Here is a 23,055-nt window from a genome sequence, read left to right as displayed (position 1 = left end):
GAGTGCCCTTTCGGGATCGGGGACGAACATCACCAGGAACGTACTAGGCGAGGCTCGCCTAAGTTAGGTTAGGGTTCCCTGAACCGTACCGGAGCGCGCGAGGGAGCAACATGACTGCAGAGGTCCCGATCTACGACATCGTCGGCGTGGGCTTCGGACCGTCGAACCTGGCCCTCGCGATCGCCCTCGCCGAGCACAACGCCGCCGCCGGGGAGCCGGTGACCGCGCACTTCCTCGAGCGGCAGCCGCGCTTCGGCTGGCACCGCGGGATGCTGATCGACACGGCGACCATGCAGGTGTCGTTCCTGAAGGACCTGGTCACCATGCGGAACCCGACCAGCGAGTTCAGCTTCCTGAACTACCTGCACGCGGCCGGCAGGCTGGTCGACTTCATCAACCACAAGAACCTCTTCCCGCTGCGCGTCGAGTTCCACGACTACTTCGAGTGGGCGGCGGCGAAGGTCGACGACGTCGTCTCGTACGGCACCGAGGTGGTCGCGGTGAAGCCGGTGTACGACGGCGCGGAGGTGGCCTACTTCGACGTCGAGGCGTCGGACGGCTCGTCCCTGCGCGCGCGGAACCTCGTGGTCGGCACCGGCCTGCGGCCCCAGCTGCCCGACGGCGTCACCGCCGGCGACCGGATCTGGCACAACAGCGAGCTGCTGTTCCGCGTGGACGCCCTGCGCGGCACCTCGCCACGGCGGTTCGTCGTCGTAGGCGCGGGACAGAGCGCGGCCGAGGTGGCGGCGCTGCTGCACGACGAGTTCCCGCGCGCGGAGGTGTGCGCGGTGTTCGCACGCTACGGCTACAGCCCGGCCGACGACAGCTCGTTCGCGAACCGGATCTTCGACCCGGAAGCCGTCGACCAGTTCTACGCCGCCGGCGAGCCGGTCAAGGACCGCCTGATGCGCTACCACGGCGCGACGAACTACTCGGCCGTCGACATCGACCTGATCGACGAGCTGTACCGCCGCGTCTACCGCGAGAAGGTGCTGGGCGTGGAACGGTTGCGGGTGTTCAACGTCTCGCGGCCGGTCGAGGTGACGCCTTCGGGAACGGTGACGGTGGAGTCGCTGACGACGGGTTCGCGGACGGTGCTGGAGGCCGACGCGGTCGTGTACGCGACGGGCTACCGGCCCGCGGACCCGACCCCGCTGCTGGGCGAACTGGGGGCGCACGTCCTGCGCGACCAGTCCGGGCGGTTGCGTGTTGAACGCGACTACCGGTTGTCGACGGACTCGCCCCTGCGCGGCGGGATCTACCTGCAGGGTGGCACCGAGCACACGCACGGCATCACGTCGTCGCTGCTGTCGAACACCGCGGTGCGGGTGGGGGAGATCCTGCGGTCCATTGTGGACCGGCGGGTGGCCGCCGAGCCGGCGGGGGAGTACGCGGTCAGCGTGCGTTGAGCTGCTCCCGCAGGATGTCGCCGTGGCCGGCGTGCCGGGCGAAGTCCTCGATCAGCAACAGGTAGACGAACCTGAGGTTCACCTCGCCGAGGACCTCGTGGGTCCACGTGTCGTCGAGGTCGAAGCCGGCGGCGATTTCGCGGGACCGCGCGCTCGCCCGCTCGAACTCCGCGATCACGTCGGCGAGCGTTTCGCTCTCGGCGACGACGAAACTGGCGTCGCCGGGGGTGGTGGGGCCGTCGCATTCGGACTCGGGCAGGCCGCTCAAGAAGAGCTGGAACCAGCGGCGCTCGGCCATGGCGGCGTGCTTGACCAAGCCGATCGGCGTGGTCAGCGACGTCACCAGCCGCTCCCGCGCGTCGGTCTCGGACAGGCCGCGCGCGGTGTCGATCACCGCGCGGCGGTTGCGGTCCGTCGTCGCCTCCAGCAGGTGGCGCTCGGGTCCGGTGGTGGTTTCGGGCAGCACGAACACGGGTCAGCTCCAAAAGTGGGGTGGTGGCCGGACGGACCTCGGGACGGCACGAGGCGGGCCACGCCCAGGATAGCGCTAGCTGACCGGCGCCGGGTGGTGGCGGCTGATCGGGATCACCATCGGCGTCCCGCTCACCGGGTCCGGGGTCACCTGGCAGCGGACGTCGAAGACCTCGTCCACCAGCGCCTCGGTGATCACCGAAGCCGGCTTGCCCGACGCCACGATCCGGCCCGCCTTCATCGCGATCACGTGGTCCGCGTAACGGCACGCCTGCGGCAGGTCGTGCAGCACCATGACCACCGTCCGGCCCTCGCCGCGGTTGAGGTCCACCACGAGGTCCAGCACGTCGATCTGGTGGGCCAGGTCCAGGTACGTCGTCGGCTCGTCCAGCAGCAGCACCGGCGTGCCCTGCGCGACCGCCATCGCGATCCACGCCCGCTGCCGCTGGCCGCCGGACAGCTCGTCGACCGGGCGGTCGGCCAGATCGGTCATCCGCGTTGCCGCCAAAGCGGAAGCGACCGCCCCCTCGTCCGATGTGGACCATTGGCGCCACCAGCTCTGGTGCGGGGCGCGGCCGCGGCCGACGAGATCCGCCACCGTCATGCCCTCGGGCGCCACCGGGGACTGCGGCAGGATGCCCAGCCGCTGGGCGACCTGGCGCGTCGGCAGGTCGTGGATCGAGCGGCCGTCCAGGTACACCCCGCCCGACTTCGGCGTCAGCAGCCGCGCCAGCGTGCGCAGCAGCGTCGACTTCCCGCACGCGTTCGGCCCGACGATCGCGGTGATCTGCCCCGACGGGACGTCGAGGTCGAGGCCGTCGATGACGACCCGGTCGTCGTAGGCGACGCGCAGGTCCTGCACTTTGAGAGTCATGTCAGCCTCCGGTACCGGATCGGTTGGCCCTGGCCAGCAGCCAGAGCAGCAGCGGGGCGCCGAGCACGCCGGTCACGATGCCGACCGGCAGCGCCGACGCGGTCAGCGAACGCGCGATGAGGTCGCTGCCCAGCACCACGACCGCGCCGGTGAGCGCGGACGCCGTGATCGGCGGCGACGACAGCCGGGCGAGCCGTTGCGCGATCTGCGGCGCGGTCAGCGCGACGAACGAGACCGGGCCGGCCGACGCCGTCGCGAACGCCACCAGGCCGGCGCCCGCCAGCAGCAGGCCGAGGCGGACCGGCTGGACCGGCGTGCCCAGCCCCGCAGCCACGTCGTCGCCGAGCAGCAGCGTGCCCATCCACCGGGACAGCGCCAGCACCAGCGGGTAGAGCACGACGAGCGCGAGCGACAGCGGCACGACGTGTTCCCAGCCGCGGTTGGCGAGGTTGCCCACCAGCCAGCCGATCGACGCCTGTGCCTCGGTGATCTGCGCCTTGCTCAGCAGGTAGTCCGTGAGGCTGGTGCACATCGCGAAGATCCCGATGCCCACCAGCAGGATCCGGTAACCCGTCGTACCGCGCCGCCACGCCAGCGCGTACACGAGCAACGCCGTGAGCAGACCGCCGAGCAGGCCGAGCGTGGTGGTGCCGAGCCCGCCGCCGAAGCCGAACGCGATGCCCGCGACGACGAAAGTCGCCGCGCCGGCGTTGATGCCGATCATGTCCGGGCCGGCCAGCGGGTTGCGGGTGATCGTCTGGAACACCGCGCCGGACGCGCCGAACGCGAACCCGGCCAGGAGCCCGGTGAGCGCCCGCGGGAGCCGCAGTTCCCGGACGATGTAACCGTTTCCGCTGTCACCGCCGCCGAAGAGGCCGGACAGTACGTCGGACACCGTCATCGGGACGTCCCCGATCGTCATGCCCACGCAGAAGAGCACGAACGCGAGCACCGCGAGGACGATCGAGACGAACAGCAGCCGGGCCCGGACCCGGCCGGACACCGGGCCGGCGCGGAAGGTGACGCGGTCGCGCAGCAGGCTCACGTCAGGACTCCACGAGCTTGCGGCGGCGGACCAGGTAGATGAAGAACGGCGCGCCGAGGAACGCGACGATCACGCCCGCGCGGATTTCGCTCGGCCGCGCCATGACCCGGCCGAGGATGTCGGCGGCCAACAGCAGGCAAGGGGCGAGCACGGCGGTGTAGGGCAGCAGCCAGCGGTGGTCCGGGCCGAGGACGAACCGCACCGCGTGCGGGACGATCAAGCCCAGGAACACGATCGGCCCGGCCACGGCGACGGCCGCGCCGGTCAGCAGCGTGATCGCCAGCGCGCCGCGCAGCCGCAGCGGGCCGAGCTTGCGGCCGAGCGCGATCGCGACGTCGTCGCCGAGGGCGAGGCTGTTCAGCGCCGGCCCGCTCGCGATCGCCAGCACCACACCGACGACGAGGAACGGCAGGACCTGCAGCAACGCGGTCGCGTCGACGCCGGAAAGCGAGCCGGCGGACCAGAAGCGGTAGCGGTTGAGCGCCACCGGGTCCGACAGCACCATCGCGCTGGTGAAGGAGGAGAGCAACGCCGTGACGGCGGCGCCGGCGAGCGCGAGTTTGACCGGGCTCGACCCGGCGCGGCCGCGCGTGCCCAGGTAGTAGACGACGGCGGTCGCGGCGAGCGCGCCGGCGAAGGCGAACCAGATGTAGCCGTAGAGCGAGCCGACGCCCAGCACGGTGATCGAGAACACGATGGCGAACGCGGCCCCGGCGCTGACGCCGAGCAGGCCCGGATCGGCCAACGGGTTGCGGGTCAGCGCCTGCATCACCGTGCCGGCCAGCCCGAGGCCGGTCCCCACGAGCACCGCCAGGAACGTCCGCGGCATCCGGACACTGTGGATGATTACGGCGTCCGCGGAGCCGTCGTCGTGCCACAGCACCTGCCAGACCGCGCCGAACGAGATCTCCTTCGACCCCAGCCAGATGCTCAGCAGGCACAGGAAGACCAGCACGGCGAACGCGGCCAGCAGACCGAGCGCGCGGCCCGTGTGTGGCGGGCGTCGCGTGAGAGCGATCCCTCCGGGGTCTGTTCGCACCGCACCTCCGACTGGTACTGATTTAGGTAAGGCTAACCGATGGTACAGCAGTGCGCTCTCACCCTCGGTTTGTTAGGTTACCCTAAGTCCACGCCCGGTTCGGGGCGTCTCGAGCAGCGGGAGGCTGGTCTACCGGTGAGCAACGGTGACGCTGTGCAGCAGGTGGCGGAGCTGGAATTCTGGCGTGACCGCCTCGCCTCGGCACCGAAGGAGCTCGCGCTGCCGGTCGACCGGCCGTACGCCGCGGAGCCCGTCCGGGCCCAGCTGACCCGCCCCCGGCCGGACGCCGACGACCTGACGCTTCTGGCGGCGTTCGTCGTGCTGCTGTCCCGGTACGCGGGAACCACCGACGTCGTCCTCGGCATCGGCTCGCTGACGCCCCTGCGGGTCGATCTCGGTGGCTCGCCCGGTTTCGCCGACGTCGTCACGCGCGTGCGTGACGCGCGCGAAGAGGTGCTGGCGCACGAAGTCCCGCTGGACGAGCTGGTCGCCGAGCTGAAGCCCGAGCCCGGTCGCGGGGGAGCGGTGCTCGTCAGCGTCGGCTTCGGCGCCGAGACGGACCTCCCGCTCGACCTGAACCTCCTCCTCCGTGAGGGCGAACTCGTCGCCGACTACCGTGCCGACGTCCTCGACGAGTCCACAGTGGACCGCGTGCTCGGGCACCTGGCGAACCTGCTGGCCGACGCGCGGCAGCGTCCACAGTGGCCGGTCGAACGGCTGGACCTGATGAGCGCGCCGGAACTGCGACAGCTCCTCGAAGAGTGGAACGACACCGATCTCGGCACGCCGCTGTCGACACTGCCGGAGCTGTTCGCCGCCCGCGTCCGCGAGGCGCCGGACGCCGTGGCGCTCGTCTTCGAAGACGAGCAGCTGACCTACGCCGAGCTGGACGCGCGCGCGAACCGGCTCGCCCATGTCCTCATCGGCCGCGGCGCCGGGCCGGAGCGGGTCGTCGCGCTGGCCGTGCCGCGGTCGGTCGAGATGATCGTCGCCGAACTGGCCGTGCTCAAGGCCGGTGCCGCGTACCTCCCGCTGGACCCGGACTACCCGGCCGAGCGACTCGCGTTCATGGTCGGCGACGCCCGCCCGGTGTGCGTGCTGACCACCGCTGAGCTGGCGGATCACTTCGAGAGTCCGGTTCTCCTCGAAGACCTGGACCTCGCGGCGGCGCCGGACACGGAGCCACCAGCCGCGATCGTCCCGATGAACGCGGCCTACGTCATCTACACGTCCGGCTCCACCGGGCGGCCCAAGGGCGTCGTGGTGTCCCACGCGGGGGTCGCGAAGCTCGTCGCGACGCAGTCGCAGCGGTTCGGCGTCGGCCCGCACAGCCGGGTGCTGCAGTTCGCGTCGCCGAGCTTCGACGTCGCGTTCTGGGACCTGTGCCTCGGTCTGCTGTCCGGTGGGCGCCTGGTGGTCGTGCCCGCCGAGCGGCGCGTGCCCGGCCCCGAACTCGCCGAGTACGCCCACACCCACTGCGTCGACTTCATGATCCTGCCGCCCGCGTTGCTCGCGGAGTTCCCCGACGACTGCGACCTGCCGCGCGACAGCGTGCTGCTGGCCGGCACCGAACGCGTGTCGCCGGAACTCGTCCGGAGGTGGGCCCCCGGCCGCCGGATGTTCAACGCCTACGGCCCGACCGAAGCCACGACCAACTCGACGCTCGGGCTGTGCGACCCGGAGATCGCGCCCGGCTCGGCCGTGCCGATCGGCGTCCCGGACCCGGGCACCCGCGCGTACGTCCTCGACGCCTCGCTCGCGCCGGTCCCGGTCGGCGTCGCCGGCGAGCTGTACCTCGCCGGTTCCGGCCTGGCGCGCGGGTACCTCGGCCGTCCCGGTCTGACGTCGGAACGGTTCGTGGCCAACCCCTTCGGTGCGGGCGACCGGCTCTACCGCACGGGTGACCTGGTGAAGTGGCTGCCGGACGGGCGGCTGGTGTTCCTGGGCCGCGCGGACGACCAGGTCAAGATCCGCGGCTACCGCATCGAGCTGGGCGAGATCGAGTCGGTGCTCACCGAGCACCCGCGCGTCGGCCAGTCGGTCGTCGTCGCCCACGACGGCAGGCTCGTCGCCTACGCCGTGCCGCTGCCCGACCGCGACCAGGCGGCCGAGCAGGGCCACGTCGAGGAGTGGCACGCCGTCCACGAGGAGATGCTGGCCGGCTCCACCGGCATCGAAGAGAACTTCGCCGGCTGGAGCTCCAGCTACGACGGCTCCGACATCCCGCTCGAACAGATGCGGGAGTGGCACGCGGCGACGATCGACCGGATCCGCTCCCTCGCGCCGAAGCGGGTCCTGGAGATCGGCGTCGGCAGCGGGCTCATCCTCTCGCGGATCGCCCCGGACGCCGAAACGTACTGGGGCGTGGACCTTTCCGAGAGCGCGATCGAGAACGTCCGGCGCGAGGTCGCTGCGACGCCCTACGCCGACCGGGTGCACCTCGCGGCCCGCCCGGCGCACGACCTGGGCGAGCTGCCGCCCGAGCCGTTCGACACCGTGATCGTCAACTCGGTCGCGCAGTACTTCCCGAGCGCCGACTACCTCACCGAGGTCGTGAAAACCGCCGCGGGCCACCTGAAGCCCGGCGGCACGATCTTCCTCGGCGACATCCGCAACCTCCGGTCGCTGCGCGCGTTCCGGACCGCCGTCGAGCTGCGGCACGGCCGCGCCGACGTGGCGGGAGTCGACCAGGCGATCGCCCGCGAGGGCGAGCTGGTGCTCGACCCGGACTTCTTCCCGGCCCTCGCCCGCGGCCTCGACGGCTTCGGCGACGTCGACCTCTGGGTGAAGCGCGGCCGGGCGCACAACGAGCTGACCCGCCACCGCTACGACGTCGTCCTGCGGAAGGCGCCGAAGCCGGAGCCGGTCGACGAGCAGGTCGTCGCGTTCGGCGATCTCGGTGCGGTGGAACGTTTCCTGGCCGCCGAGGTCCCGGAGCGGTTGCGGGTCACCGGCATCCCGGACGCGCGGTTGTCCGGTGAGCTGGCGGCGGCGCGTGCCCTCGACACCGGCGATCCGGCCGCCGCTCGCGAGGCGCTCGAGCGCCGCGACGGCGTCGACCCGGAGGACCTGCACCGGCTCGGCGAGACCGCAGGCTACCGGGTCGCGGTGACCTGGGCCGCCGAGGCCGGGGTGCTGGAGGCCGTCTTCACGAGGGGGGACGACAGCCAGGTCTATCGCCCCGGCCGGCAATCGGGCACGCCGGCGTCGTACGCCAACAACCCGGCGGCGCGGCGGGACACCGGCGCGCTGGTGGCGTCGCTGCGGGCGCACGTGCGGGACCGGCTGCCGCGGTACATGGTGCCCTCGGCGTTCGTCGTGCTCGACAAGCTGCCGGTCCTGGCTTCGGGCAAGCTCGACCGCAAGGCCCTGCCCAGCCCCGAGCGGTTCGCCGCCGGCCCGGGCCGCGCCCCGCGCAACCCCGTCGAACAGCTGCTGTGCGAAATGTTCGCCGACGTCCTCGGGGTCCCGCAGGCAGGGCCCGACGACGACTTCTTCGCCCTCGGCGGGCATTCGCTGCTCGCGACGCGGCTGATCCAGCGCATCCGCGCGGCCGTCGGCGCCGAGGTGCCGGTGCGGGCGGTGTTCGACGCGCCGACCCCGGCCGCGCTCGCCGACCTCCTCGCCGGCGCGGTGACCGGCACCGAACGGCGCCCGCTCACCCGCGTCGCCGACCGGCCGGAGCGGCTGCCGCTGTCGTTCGCGCAGCAGCGGCTCTGGTTCCTGCACGGCCTGGAGGGCGGCTCGGCGACCTACAACGTCCCGCTCGTCATGCGGCTGGCCGGTGAACTGGACGTCGAGGCGCTGCGGACGGCGCTGCACGACGTCCTCGGCCGGCACGAGGCCCTGCGGACGGTCTTCCCGACCGCCGACGGCGTTCCGTACCAGGAAATCCTGGCCGAGGCTTCGGTCGAGCTGGGCCTGCACGCCGTTGCCGAGTCCGAAGTGGACGAGATCGTGGCCGACCTCGTCCGCGGTGTGTTCGATCTCGGCGCGGGCGTCCCGGTACGGGCGGCCCTGCTGACCGTCGACCCGCGGCGGCACGTGCTCGTCCTCGTCGTGCACCACATCGCGGCCGACGGCTGGTCGCTCACCCCGCTGTGGCGGGACATCGCCACGGCCTACCGCGCCCGCTCGCGCGGCGAGGCTCCACAGTGGACGCCCTTGCCGGTGCAGTACGCGGACTACACGCTCTGGCAACGGGAACTCCTCGAGGCCGAAGAAAGCGCGCAGCTCGACTACTGGCGCCGGACACTCGACGGCCTGCCCGACCGGATCCCGCTCCCGCTCGACCGGCCGCACCCGGCGGTGTCCGCCTACCGCGGCGGGTTCTTCACCTTCGCCTGGGACGCCGATCTGCAGGCGGGGCTGACCGAGCTGGCCCGCGCGTGCGGCGCGAGCCCGTTCATGGTCGTGCACGCCGGCCTGACCGCGCTGCTGTCCCGGCTCGGCGGCGGAACGGGCATCGCGATCGGCACGCCGATCGCCGGGCGGACCGACCCCGCGCTGGACGACCTCGTCGGGTTCTTCGTCAACACGCTGGTGCTGCGTGTGGACACCGGCGGCGACCCGTCGTTCCGCGACCTCGTCGCCCGGGTGCGGGACCGCAGCCTGGACGCCTACGCCCATCAGGACGTGCCGTTCGAGCGCCTGGTCGAAGTACTCAACCCGGCGCGTTCGCTGTCCCACCACCCGCTGTTCCAGACGATGCTCGCCTGGCAGAACACCCCCGGCGCCGGCGTCGAGCTGCCCGGGCTGACCGTCACCGAGCGGCCCGTCGGCACCGGCACGGCCAAGTTCGACCTCTGGTTCTCCTTCACCGAGCGGGCCGACGGCATCCACGGGCAGGCCGAGTTCAACGCCGAGGTCTTCGACCGCGAAACCGTGACCGGTCTGCTCGACCGCCTCGAAGTCCTGCTGCGCCAGGCCATCGCCGCCCCGGACCGCCGCCTGGGCGCGCTGGACGTGCTCACCCCGGCCGACCGTGACAGCCTCGAAAAGATCTGGTCGGGCCCGCGCGAAGACGTCCCCGCGGTCACCGTGCCCGAGCTGTTCGCCGCCCAGGCCGCGCGGACGCCGGACGCGACCGCGCTCGTCTTCGAAGGCGATGAGCTGACCTACGCCGAGCTGGACGCCGCCTCGAACCGCCTCGCCCGTGTTCTCGCCGGGCGCGGCGCCGGGCCCGAACGCGTCGTCGCTTTGGCCCTGCCGCGGTCGACACACCTGGTCACGGCCATCCTCGCGGTGCTCAAGACGGGCGCGGCCTACCTGCCGCTCGACCCGGGCTACCCGGCAGACCGCATCGCGTTCATGCTCGAAGACGCCCGGCCCGCCCTGGTGCTGGCGACCGCGGAGACGGCCGTCGCGGGTGCGCTGCTCCTGGACGAGCCGGAGACCGTGGCCGGCGTTTCGGACGCGCCGCTCGAGGTCGGCCTCCGGCCGGAAAACCCGGCGTACGTCATCTACACCTCCGGCTCGACGGGCCGCCCCAAGGGCGTCGTCGTGCCGCACGAGGGCATCGTCAACCGCCTGCTCTGGATGCAGGACGAATACGGCCTGACCGGCGACGACCGCGTCCTGCAGAAGACGCCGTCGAGCTTCGACGTCTCCGTGTGGGAGTTCCTCTGGCCGCTCATCACCGGCGCGACCGAGGTGTTGGCCCGGCCCGACGGCCACAAGGACCCCGCCTACCTCGCCCGGCTGATCCGCGACCGCGGGATCACGACCGTCCACTTCGTCCCGTCGATGCTCCAGGTGTTCCTGCAGGAGCCCGCGGCGGGGGAGTGCACCAGCCTGCGGCGGGTCCTGTGCAGCGGCGAGGCCCTGCCGCTCGACGCCGTCGACCGGTTCGGCCAGGTCCTCGACGCCGAACTGCACAACCTCTACGGCCCGACCGAGGCGTCGGTCGACGTCACGGCCTGGCGGACGTCCCCCGAGGACACCACTGTCCCGATCGGACGTCCGGTGTGGAACACCCGGACCTACGTCCTCGACGCCGCACTGCGTCCGGTACCGCCGGGCACCGCCGGCGAGCTGTACCTCGCCGGTGTCCAGCTGGCCCGCGGCTACCTCGGCCGGCCCGGGCTCAGCGCGGAACGGTTCGTCGCCGACCCGTTCGGCGCGCCGGGCTCCCGGATGTACCGCACCGGCGACCTCGCCCGCTTCCGCCCCGACGGCGTCCTCGAGTTCCTCGGCCGCGGCGACGAGCAGCTCAAGATCCGCGGTTTCCGGGTCGAGCCCGGCGAGATCGCCGCCACCCTCGCCGCGCACGACGACGTCGCGCACGCCGTGGTCGTGGCGCGGGAGGACCGGCCGGGCGACGTCCGCCTGGTCGGGTACGTCGTCCCCGCCGACACCGCGAGCACGGCGGACGAGGAGACCGAGCAGGTCGGCGAGTGGCGCGAGCTGTACGACTCGATGTACGCGGCCACCGACGACGAGTTCGAGGGCTGGAACTCCAGCTACACCGGCGAACCGATCCCGCGCGCCGAGATGCGGGAGTGGCGGGACGCGATCGTCACGCGCATCCGCGAGCTGCGGCCGCGGCGGGTTCTCGAGATCGGCGTCGGCACCGGTCTGCTGCTGACCGAGCTGGCCCCGCACTGCGAGACGTACTGGGGCACGGACTTCTCCGCCGAGGTCATCGCGTCGCTGGGCCGCCGGGTCGAGGCCGATCCCGCGCTCGCCGGTCGCGTCGAACTGCGCACCGGCGACGCCGCGGACCTGTCCGGCCTGCCGTCCGGGTTCTTCGACACCATCGTGCTCAACTCCGTCGTCCAGTACTTCCCGAGCGGGAAGTACTTGCTGGAGGTGCTGCGCGGGGCCCTCGAGCTGCTCGCGCCGGGTGGGTCGCTGTTCGTCGGCGACGTCCGCGACCTCCGCCAGGTCCGCGCCTTCCACACGGCGGTGGCCGAAGCGCGCGGGGGCGACGTCGAGCAGAACCTCCTGCGGGAAAAGGAACTCCTCGTCGCGCCCGAGTTCTTCGCCGGGCTCCCCGGCGTCACCGCGGACATCCGGGTCAAGCGCGGCCGGGCGGTCAACGAGCTGACCCAGTACCGCTACGACGTGGTCCTGCGCCCCGGCACGGCCGCCGCGCCCGAGGTCCCCGCACTCGGGTGGGGCACGGATCTGTCCACCGTGGACGAGGTCGCCGGCCCGAGCCGGATCGAGCGCGTTCCGAACGGCCGTACCGCACCGGGCGGGGTGGACCCCGAGGACTGGTACGAATTCGGGGACGCGCACGGCTACCGTACGGTCGTCACCTGGTCCGCCGAGGGCGACGGCTCGGTCGACGTGGTCTTCACGACCGGGGATCCCGCCGGCGCCTTCCGGCCCGGCACCGGCCCGCTGCTGTCCTACACGGGCAACCCCGGCCGGTTCCGCCGGATCAGCACGCTCACCGCCGACCTGCGTACTCTCGCGGCCGAGCGGCTGCCCGAGCACATGGTGCCCTCGGCGATCGTCGTGCTCGACGCGCTCCCGGTGACCGCCAACGGCAAGCTCGACCGCCGCGCCCTGCCCTCGCCCGACCCGGTCGCCCCGACCTCGGACCGCGAGCCGCGCACCCCGGCCGAACGGCAGCTGTGCGCGCTGTTCGCCGACGTCCTGGGCCTGCCGCGGGTCGGCCCGGACGACAGCTTCTTCGCCCTCGGCGGCCATTCGCTGCTGGCCACCCGGCTGATCGCGCGCATCCGCACGACGTTGCACGCCGAGCTGGAAGTCCGTTCGGTCTTCGAGACGCCGACCGCCGCCGGCCTGGCGGCACTGGTCGGCACCGGGACCGGCACGGCGCGTCCACCGCTCGTCCCGGTGGACCGCCCGGCACTGGTGCCGTTGTCGGGCGCGCAGCAGCGGCTGTGGTTCCTGCACCACCTCGAAGGCCCGTCGGCCACCTACAACGTCCCGCTGATCATGCGCCTGGAGGGCGAGGTCGACGTCGAGGCGCTGCGTACCGCACTGTCCGATGTGGTCGCGCGCCACGAGGCCCTGCGGACCCGCTTCCCGCAGCGCGACGGCGTGCCGTACCAGGACGTCCTCCCGGCCGCGGAGGTCGACCTGCCCGTGCGGGACGTCACCGACCTCGACGCCGAACTGACCGGGCTCGTCCGCGGCTCGTTCGACCTCGAGCGCGAGGTGCCGATGCGCGCGGAACTGCTGCGGCTCGGCGACCGCGAGCACGTCCTGGCGCTGGTGTTCCACCACATCGCCTCCGACGGCTGGTCGATGGCCCCGCTGTGGCGGGACATCGCCACCGCCTACGCCGCCCGCCGCGTCGGCGAGGCTCCACAGTGGACACCGTTGCCGGTGCAGTACGCGGACTACACGCTGTGGCAGCAGGATCTGCTCGGCCGCGAAGACGACCCGGACAGCGTGCTCAGCACGCAGCTGGACTACTGGCGCGAGACCCTCGACGGCCTGCCCGACCGCATCGAGCTGCCGCTCGACCGGCCGCACCCGGCGACCGCGACCTTCCGCGGCGAACTGCACACCTTCACCTGGGACGCCGACCTGCACGCGCGGCTGGCCGAGCTGGCCCGCGAGTCCGGCGCGAGTGTGTTCATGGTCGTGCACGCGGCGCTGGCCGCCCTGCTCACCCGGCTCGGCGCGGGCACCGACGTCCCGATCGGCTCGCCCATCGCCGGTCGCACCGACTCCGCGCTCGACGACCTCGTCGGGTTCTTCGTCAACACCCTCGTCCTGCGCGTCGACACCGGCGGCGAGCCGACCTTCCGCGACCTCGTCGCCCGCGTCCGCGAACGCAACCTCGACGCCTACGCCCACCAGGACGTCCCGTTCGAGCGCCTGGTCGAAGTACTCAACCCGGCGCGTTCGCTGTCCCACCACCCGCTGTTCCAGGTGATGATCGCCGGCCAGAACAACGCGCGCGCCGAGGTCGCCCTGCCCGGCCTCACCGTCACGGAGATCCCGGTGACCACCGGGACGTCGAAGTTCGACCTGTCGATCTCGCTCACCGAACGCGAGACCGGGATCGCCGGCGTGCTGGAGTTCAACGCCGACGTCTTCGACCACGCGGGCGCGAACGCGATCCTGCGCCGCCTCGAAGTCCTGCTGCGCGCGGCCCTCGCCGAGCCCGACCGTCCGGTCGGCGCCCTCGACCTCCTCGCCGGCGACGAGCGCGACCTGATCCTCGATGAGTGGGCCGGTTCGCTCGCACCCGCGGGCACCGAGACGTTCCCCGGCCTGTTCGCCCGCCGCGTGGCCGAAGCACCGGACGCCGTGGCGCTCGTCTTCGAGGACGTCGAACTGACCTACGCCGAGGTGAACGCGCGCGCGAACCGGCTCGCGCACCTGCTCCTCGAGCGCGGTGCCGGCCCGGAGGGCGTGGTCGCACTCGCGGTGCCGCGGTCGGTCGAGATGATCGTGGCCGAGCTGGCCGTGCTCAAGGCGGGCGCCGCCTACCTGCCGGTCGACGTCGACTACCCCGGCGACCGGATCGCGTACATGGTCGAAGACGCGCGCCCGGTCTGCGTCGTGACGACCCGGGAGTTCGACGCCAAGCTCCCCGCGGACGTTCCTCGCGTGCTGTTGGATGAAGCGGAACTCGACGAAATGTCCACAACGGACCCGGCGGTCGTGGTCAAGCCGGAGAACGCGGCTTACGTGATCTACACGTCCGGCTCGTCCGGGCGGCCCAAGGGGGTCGTCCTCCAGCACTCGGGCGTCGCCAAGCTCGTGGCCACCCAGGTCGAGCGGTTCGGGATCGGCCCGCACAGCCGGGTGCTGCAGTTCGCGTCGCCGAGCTTCGACGTCGCCTTCTGGGACCTGTGCCTCGGCCTGCTTTCCGGCGGCCGCCTGGTCGTCGTCCCGGCCGAACGCCGGGTCGCCGGACCCGCGCTGACCGAGTACGCGCACCAGCACGCCGTGGACTTCATGATCCTGCCGCCCGCGCTGCTCGACGCCATGCCGGAAGACTGCGACCTGCCGCGCGACAGCGTGTTGCTGGCCGGTACCGAACGCGTGTCGCCGGAGCTCGTCAAACGGTGGGCGCCCGGACGGCGGATGTTCAACGCCTACGGCCCGACCGAAGCGACCACCAACTCCACACTCGGCGAAAGCGACCCCGTCGAGCTGGCGGACGCGACCGTCGTCCCGATCGGCGTCCCCGACCCCGGGACCCGGGCGTACGTGCTCGACGCCGGGCTGCGGCCGGTCCCGCCCGGCGTGGTGGGGGAGCTGTACCTGGCCGGGTCCGGGTTGGCGCGCGGCTACCTCGGGCGGCCCGGGCTGACGTCCGAACGGTTCGTCGCGGACCCCTTCGGCGAGGGCGGCCGGCTCTACCGCACCGGCGACCTGGTGAAGTGGCTGCCGGACGGACGGCTGGTCTTCCTGGGCCGCGCGGACGACCAGGTCAAGATCCGCGGCTACCGCATCGAACCGGGCGAGATCGAGACCGTCATCGCCGAGCACCCGGCCGTCGGCCAGTCCGTCGTGATCGCCCGGGACGGGCGGCTCGTCGCCTACGCCGTCCCGGCCGCCGGCCGCGACGAAGAGGCCGAGCTGGATCACGTCGGCGAATGGCGCGAGCTGCACGAGAACGTCTTCACGGAGGCGGCGTCCGGCGGCCTCGAGGAGAACTTCACCGGCTGGAACTCCAGCTACGACGGCTCCGAGATCCCCCTCGGCGAGATGCGCGAATGGCACGCCGCGACGATCGAGCGGATCCGATCGCTCCAGCCTAAGCGGGTACTCGAAATCGGCGTCGGCTCGGGGCTGATCCTCTCCCGGATCGCGCCGGACGCCGAGGCGTACTGGGGCGTCGACCTCTCCGAGAAGGCGATCGCCAACCTGCGGCGCGAACTCGCGGCGACGCCGTTCGCGGACAAGGTCCACCTCGCGGCCCGCCCGGCACACGACCTGGGCGAGCTGCCGGCCGAGCCGTTCGACACCGTGATCGTCAACTCGGTCGCGCAGTACTTCCCGAGCGTCGGCTACCTCGCCGAGGTGCTCCGCGCGGCCGCCGCGCGGGTCGCCCCGGGCGGGGTGATCTTCCTCGGCGACATCCGGAACCTGCGGTCGCTGCGGGCGTTCCGGACGGCGACCGAGCTGCGCCACGGCCGCCGGACCACGGCCGCGGTCGACCAGGCGATCGCCCGCGAGGGCGAGCTGCTGCTGGACCCGGACTTCTTCGCGACGCTGGCCCGTGAGCTGGACGGCTTCGACGACGTCGACCTGTGGGTCAAGCGCGGTCACGCGCACAACGAGCTGACCCGGCACCGCTACGACGTCGTCCTGCGGAAGGCGCCGAAGCCCGCGGCGGTCGAGGAGACCGTCGTCCCGTTCACCTCGCTCGACGAGCTGGTGCGGCTGCTCGCCGAGCGCCCGGCCCGGCTCCGGGTCACCGGGGTGCCGGACGCGCGGTTGTCCGGTGAGCTGGCCGCCGTCGCCGCGCTCGCCGAGGGCGATGCCGACGCCGCACTGTCCGCGTTGGACGCCGAGCCGTCCGGAGTGGACATCGAGAAGCTGCAAGACCTCGGCTACCGCGTCTTCGCGGCCCCGGCACAGGAGGGCTTCCTCGAAGTCGTGTTCACCACCGGCGAGCCGACGCGGATCCACCGGGGCAAGCCGGTCCGGGCCGCGCTGGAGACGCTGGGCAACCACCCGGCCGGGCAACGGGACACCGGCGCCCTGGTCTCGGCCCTGCGCGCCCACGTCCGCGACCGGCTGCCGCAGTACATGGTGCCGTCCGCGTTCGTCGTGCTGGACCGGCTGCCGCTGCTCGCGTCGGGCAAGCTCGACCGCCGCGCCCTGCCGAGCCCGGACACCCACGCCGGCACCGTCGGCCGCGCCCCGCGGACGCCGGTCGAGGAGGTCCTCTGCGGACTGTTCGCCGAGGTCCTCGACACCGCGTCGATCGGCGTCGACGACGACTTCTTCGCCCTCGGCGGGCATTCGCTGATGGCGACGCGCCTGGTCGCGCGGCTGCGCGCCGTGTTCGGCGTCGAGCTGCAGGTGCGGTCGGTCTTCGAGACGCCGACGGTCGCCGGGCTCGCCGCCTTGCTGTCCACTTCGGACACGTCGGCAGCCCGGCCCGCGCTGGATCGGGTCGAGCCGCGTCCGGACGTCCTGCCGCTGTCGTTCGCCCAGCAGCGGCTGTGGTTCCTGCACCGCTTGGAAGGTCCGTCGGCGACGTACAACATGCCGACCGCGGTCCGGCTGACCGGCGACCTCGACACCGATGCGCTGAGGCTCGCCCTGTCCGATGTGGCCGGCCGCCACGAGGCCCTGCGCACGGTCTTCCCGGAGGTCGACGGCCAAGCCCGGCAGCGGATCCTCGACGACGTCACGATCGCGCTGCCCACCCGCACGGTCACCGAGGCGACGCTCGCCGACGCCGTGTCCGAAGTGGCGCACACGGTGTTCCGGCTGGAGTCGGAGATCCCGCTGCGCGCGGAACTGCTGCGGCTCGGCGCCCGGGAGCACGTCCTCGTGCTGGTGTTCCACCACATCGCCTCCGACGGCTGGTCGACCGCGCCCCTGTGGCGAGACCTCGCGACGGCCTATACCGCGCGACAGGCCGGGCAGGCTCCCGGCTGGACGCCGTTGCCGGTGCAGTACGCGGACTACACGCTGTGGCAGCGGGACGTCCTCGGCGAGCCGGTGATCGAGCCGCAGCTGGCCTACTGGCGCGAAACCCTCGCCGGTCTCCCGGAGCGGATCGAGCTGCCGACCGACCGGCCGCACCCGGCCGAGGCGTCCTACCGCGGCGAGCAGTTCGCCTTCGGCTGGGACGCCGAGCTCCACAGTGGACTCGTCGAGCTGGCCCGCGCCTGCGGCGCGAGCGTGTTCATGGTCGTGCACGCCGGGCTCACCGCCGTGCTCACCCGGCTCGGCGCGGGCACTGACATCCCGGTCGGCACGTCCATCGCCGGCCGGACCGACGCCGCGCTGGACGACCTCGTCGGGTTCTTCGTCAACACGCTGGTGCTGCGTGTGGACACCGGCGGCGACCCGTCGTTCCGCGAGCTCGTCGCCCGGGTGCGGGACCGCAGTCTCGACGCCTACGCGCACCAGGACGTGCCGTTCGAGCGGCTGGTCGAAGCGCTGAACCCGGTCCGGTCGCTGGCGTACCACCCGCTGTTCCAGACGATGCTCGCGTGGCAGAACAACGCCGTCGCCGACCTCGCGCTGCCCGGCCTGGCCGTCGCGGAGGAACCGGTCCGCACCGGCACCGCCCGCGCCGACCTGACGTTCTTCGTCGGGGAACGACCCGGTCACCAGGCCGGGATCCGCGGCACCGCGGAGTACAACAGCGACGTCTTCGACCGCGCGAGCGTCGAGGCCATCCTGGACCGGCTCCGGATGCTGCTGCAGGCCGTCGTGGCCGACCCGGACACCCGGATCGGCGCGGTCGACCTGCTCACCGCGGCGGAGCACGAGCGGCTCGCCGCCGATCCCGCGACGCCGTTGCCCGCGGAGACGGCCGCCGGACTGTTCGCCGCGCAAGCGGCCCGGACGCCGGACGCACCGGCCCTGGTGTTCGGGGCCGAAACGCTCACCTACGCCGAGCTGGACGCGCGGGCGACGACGCTCGCCCGCGCCCTGCTCGCGCGCGGTGCCGGGCCGGAACGGGTGGTGGCGGTCGCGCTGCCGCGCTCGGCCGACCTCGTCGTCGCGCTCCTGGCGGTGCTCAAGACCGGCGCCGCCTACCTGCCCCTGGACCTGAACCATCCCGCCGAGCGCGTCGAGCTGATGCTCGCCGACGCCGATCCGCACCTGGTCATCGCCCGGGACGGCTTCGGAGACCGGCTCGTGCGGCCCGGCGACACCGGGCCCGAACCGGTGTGGCCGCCGATCCGCCCGGACCACCCGGCGTACCTGATCTTCACGTCCGGGTCGACGGGCCGCCCCAAGGCCGTCGCCGGTACCCAGCTCGCGTTGGCCAACCGGCTGCACTGGGGGCGCCGGATCGCCGGAGGCGTACGACTCGCGAAGAGCGCGCTGACCTTCATCGACGGCTCGACCGAGCTGCTCGGCGGGCTCGTCGCGGGCGACCCGGTCGTCCTCGCCGACGACGCGACCGCGACCGACCCGCACGCGCTCGCCGAACTCGTCCGCGCGTCCGGCGCCCAGGTGCTGACCGTGGTGCCGAGCCTGCTCGACAGCTTCGCCGAAGACGGCCCGGCCGGGGCGTTCGACACCGTGACGACGTGGATCACGAGTGGTGAACCGCTTTCCGAAGCGCTCGCCGAGAAGGTGCGGCGGCGGTGGCCGTCGGCGAAGCTGATCAACTTGTACGGCTGCTCGGAGGTGGCCGGCGACAGCCTCGCGCAGGACTGCGGGCCGGTGGCCATCGGGCGGCCGGTCGCGAACACCCGCGCGTACGTCCTCGACGCGGCGTTGCGGCCGGTGCCGCCGGGCGTCAGCGGTGAGCTGTACCTGGCGGGTGCAGGCGTCGCGCGGGGCTACCTCGGCCGTCCGGCGCTCACGGCCGAACGGTTCGTGGCGTCACCGTTCGAGCCGGGGGAGCGGGTGTACCGCACCGGCGACCTCGTCCGCCGCCGCGCCGACGGCGCCCTCGAGTTCGTCGGGCGGGCGGACCAGCAGCTGAAGATCCGCGGTTTCCGGGTCGAGCCGGGCGAGGTGGAAGCCGCGCTGACGGCCGACGCCTCGGTCGCCCGTGCGGTCGTGATCGCCCGCTCCGGCGCCCTGATCGCTTACGTCGCGCCGGCCGGGGACCCGGCCGCGCTGCGGGCGCGGCTGGCCGACCGGCTGCCGGACCACCTGGTGCCCTCGGCGATCGTCGTGCTGCCGGAACTGCCGGTGAACGCCAACGGCAAGCTCGACCGCGCCGCGCTGCCCGACCCGGTGGTCCGGACCTCGGGCCGCGAGGCGCGGACACCGGCCGAGCAGGCGCTGTGCGACCTCTTCGCCGACGTCCTCGGCGTGCCGCGGGTCGGCCCGGACGACGGCTTCTTCGCCCTCGGGGGGCATTCGCTGCTGGCGACGCGGCTGGTCAGCCGGATCCGCGCGTTGCTCGGCGTCGAGGTCCCGATCCGGGCGGTGTTCGACGCGCCGACCCCGGCCCGGCTCGCGGACCTCCTCGACCCGGGCCGGGAAAGCCGTCCGGCGCTGGTGCCGGCCGAGCGGCCCGCGGTGCTGCCGCTGTCGTTCGCCCAGCAGCGCCTGTGGTTCCTCGACCGGCTGGACGGACTGAGCGCCACCTACAACATCCCGTGGGCGTGGGAGCTGACCGGGCCGGTGGACGCCGACGCGCTGCGGGCGGCGCTCGCCGATGTCGTGGCGCGCCACGAAGTCCTGCGCACGATCCTGGTCGAGGACCGAGGTGCGCCCCGGCAGGTGGTGCTGGCCCCCGGCGACGACCGCGCGCGGCCGGTGCTGGTCACGGAGACGGCGGCCGACCTCGACGAGAGCGTCACGGCGGCGGCGTCGTACTGCTTCAGCCTGGACGCCGAGATCCCGGTCCGGGCGACCCTCGTGTCGGCCGGACCCGAGCGGCACCTGTTCGTCCTGCTGGTGCACCACATCGCGGGCGACGGCTGGTCGTTGCCGCCGCTCAAGCGGGACCTCGACACCGCGTACGCCGCCCGGCTGCGCGGTGGAAGTCCACAGTGGACGCCGTTGCCGGTGCAGTACGCCGACTACACGCTCTGGCAGCGCGAGATGTTCGGCCGGGCCGACGACCCGGACAGCATCCTCGGCCGGCAGGCCGCGTTCTGGCGGGACACCCTCGCCGGGCTGCCGGACGAGCTGGCGCTGCCCGCGGACCGGCCCCGCCCGGCGCGCTCGACGAACCGCGGTGCGGCCGTGCCGTTCACCGTGCCCGCCGAGGTCCACGGTGGACTTCGCGAGCTGGCCCACGGCAGCGGCACCAGCACGTTCATGGTGCTGCAGGCCGCCCTCGCGGCCCTGCTGACCCGGCTCGGCGCGGGCACCGACATCCCGCTCGGCACGCCCGTCGCCGGCCGGACGGACCACGCGCTGGAAGACCTGGCCGGGTTCTTCGTCAACACCCTGGTCCTGCGCACCGACACCGGCGGCGACCCGACGTTCCGCGAGCTGCTGGCCCGCGTCCGGGAGGCCGACCTGGCCGCGTACGCCCACCAGGACCTGCCGTTCGAGCACCTCGTCGAGCTGCTCAACCCGGCCCGGTCCCTGGCCCGGCACCCGTTGTTCCAGGTCATGCTCGCCGTCTACCACTCGGGGGCGGAGAAGGAGTCACTGCTGGGGCTCGACGCGTCCTATCGGGACACCGGCCTGCGCCGGGCGAAGTTCGACCTGTCGTTCGACCTCGTCGAGACACCCGCCGGCATCGAGGGCGACCTCGAGTTCAGCCTCGACCTGTTCGACGAGCCGACCGCCCGGACGCTCACCGAGCGCCTGGTGCGGCTGGTGACGGCCGTCGTCGCGGACCCGGACCGGCCGCTCAGCCGGATCGACGTCCTCGAACCCGCCGAGCGGCACCGGATCCTGCGCGGCTGGGGCGCGGGCGAGCCGCTGACGACGTCGGCGCCCACCGTGGTGGACCGGCTGGCCGCCCAGGTCGCCGCGACGCCCGGCGCGATCGCGGTGAGCGACGCTTCCCGCAGGGTCACCTTCGGGGAGTTCGCGGCCCGGACCGACCGCCTGGCCCGGTGGCTGGCTTCGCGGGGCGCGGGACCGGAGAAGGTCGTGGCGCTGGTGTTGCCGCGCTCGGCGTCGGTCGTCGAGGCGATCTTCGGCGTGTTCAAGACGGGTGCGGCCTACCTGCCGGTGGATCCGGACCAGCCGGTCGAGCGGATCTCGGCGATCCTCGCCGACGCCGGGGCGACGCTGGTGCTCACGAGCCGTTCGCTGGCTTCGCCCGTTCCCGGTGCGCTGTTCGTCGAGGACTTGCCTGAGGACACAGTGGACAGTTCCGTCGTACTCACCCCGCCGTCGCCCGCGAACCCGGCATACGTGCTCTACACCTCCGGCTCCACGGGCAAGCCCAAGGGCGTCGTGGTCCCGCACTCCGGGCTGGTGAACCTGTTCCACAGCCACCGCGAGACGCTCTACCGCCCGGCGGTCGCCGCGGCGGGCGGGCGCCGGCTGCGGGTCGGGCACGCGTGGGCGTTCTTCTTCGACGCCTCCTGGCAGCCGCAGCTGTGGCTGCTCGACGGGCACGAGGTGCACGTCGTCGACGACGACACCCGCCGCGACCCCGACCGGCTGGCCGCGGTCGTGCGCGAGTGCGGGCTCGACTTCCTCGAACTGACGCCGTCGCACTTCGCGCAGCTGGCCGCGGCCGGCGTCGTCGAGGACGGGAAGTGCGCCCTCGGGGTCGTCGGGGTCGGCGGGGAGGCCGTGTCACCGGCGCTGTGGGAGCAGCTGCGGTCGATGCCGGGCACCGAGGCGTACAACCTCTACGGCCCGACCGAGGCCACTGTGGACGCTCTGGTCGGTCGCTTCGCCGATTCCGATCGCCCGGTGGTCGGCCGCCCGGTGCACAACACGCGCGCGTACGTCCTCGACGGTGGCCTGACCCCGGTCCCGGCCGGTGTCCCCGGCGAGCTGTACCTGGCCGGCGCCGGACTGGCCCGCGGCTACCACGAACGGCCCGCGCTGACCGCCGGCCGGTTCGTGGCCGACCCGTTCGGGCCGCCGGGGGAGCGGATGTACCGCACCGGCGACCTGGTGCGGTGGCGGCCGGACGGGCAGCTCGAATACCTCGGCCGCACCGACGACCAGGTCAAGGTCCGCGGCTTCCGGATCGAGCCGGGCGAGATCGAAACGGCGCTGGCCCGCCACGACGACGTGGAGCAGGCACTGGTCGTCGTCCGCGAGGACCGGGACAAGCGCCTGGTCGCCTACACGACCCCGGCGACGGCGGATCCGGTGCGGCTGCGGGAGTTCGTGGCGCGGTCGCTGCCGGAGTACATGGTGCCCGCGGCGATCGTCCCGCTCGACGCGTTCCCGGTGACGCCCAACGGCAAGCTCGACAGGGCCGCGCTGCCGGTACCCGAGTTCGAAACCCGGGGCCGGGCCCCGGAAACACCCCTGGAAGAGACCCTCTGCGAGATCTTCGCGGAGGTCCTGGACGTCGGCGCGGTCGGTGCCGACGACGACCTGTTCGCCCTCGGCGGGCATTCGATGCTGCTCGTGCTCCTGCGCACCCGGATCGCCGAGCGGCTCGGGACCGAGCTCCCGATCGCCGAGTTCTTCCGTACCCCGACAGCGGCCGGCCTGGCCGCGCTGGTGACCCGAGACGCGAGGTAGA

The 23,055-nt window shown here is 73.0% G+C and carries 6 protein-coding genes; 2 read left to right on the top strand and 4 right to left on the bottom strand.

What is annotated here, in order from left to right; genetic code table 11:
- The first annotated feature begins 110 nt into the window (after nucleotides 1-110).
- Complete coding sequence (locus AB0J40_RS25700) at nucleotides 111-1,409, top strand: lysine N(6)-hydroxylase/L-ornithine N(5)-oxygenase family protein (protein ID WP_364457226.1); 1,299 nt, start codon at nucleotides 111-113, stop codon at nucleotides 1,407-1,409.
- Here AB0J40_RS25700 and AB0J40_RS25695 read toward each other — a convergent pair.
- From AB0J40_RS25695 to AB0J40_RS25680, 4 genes are all read right to left on the bottom strand, one after another.
- The gene (locus tag AB0J40_RS25695; protein WP_364457224.1) at nucleotides 1,396-1,881 is read right to left on the bottom strand and encodes a DinB family protein; all 486 of its coding nucleotides are present in this window, start codon (nucleotides 1,879-1,881) and stop codon (nucleotides 1,396-1,398) included. The genes AB0J40_RS25700 and AB0J40_RS25695 overlap by 14 nt on opposite strands.
- Before the next feature lie 75 nt (nucleotides 1,882-1,956).
- Complete coding sequence (locus AB0J40_RS25690; RefSeq protein ID WP_364457222.1) at nucleotides 1,957-2,754, bottom strand: ABC transporter ATP-binding protein; 798 nt, start codon at nucleotides 2,752-2,754, stop codon at nucleotides 1,957-1,959.
- Nucleotide 2,755: 1 nt separating this feature from the next.
- Nucleotides 2,756-3,799, bottom strand: a complete 1,044-nt coding sequence (locus tag AB0J40_RS25685; RefSeq protein ID WP_364457220.1) for an iron chelate uptake ABC transporter family permease subunit — start codon at nucleotides 3,797-3,799, stop codon at nucleotides 2,756-2,758.
- Between the two features lies 1 nt (nucleotide 3,800).
- Nucleotides 3,801-4,838: an iron chelate uptake ABC transporter family permease subunit gene (locus tag AB0J40_RS25680; RefSeq protein WP_364457219.1), complete on the bottom strand. Its 1,038-nt coding sequence runs from the start codon at nucleotides 4,836-4,838 to the stop codon at nucleotides 3,801-3,803.
- Between the two features lie 153 nt (nucleotides 4,839-4,991).
- On the opposite strand from AB0J40_RS25680, the gene AB0J40_RS25675 reads away from it, so the two are divergent.
- The gene (locus AB0J40_RS25675) at nucleotides 4,992-23,054 is read left to right on the top strand and encodes an amino acid adenylation domain-containing protein (RefSeq protein WP_364457217.1); all 18,063 of its coding nucleotides are present in this window, start codon (nucleotides 4,992-4,994) and stop codon (nucleotides 23,052-23,054) included.
- The last annotated feature ends 1 nt before the right edge of the window (nucleotide 23,055 follow it).

Source organism: Amycolatopsis sp. NPDC049691, assembly GCF_040675005.1.
In the GTDB taxonomy this organism is placed as follows: Bacteria; Actinomycetota; Actinomycetes; order Mycobacteriales; family Pseudonocardiaceae; genus Amycolatopsis.
This window is presented reverse-complemented; position numbering and strand designations above follow the sequence as displayed.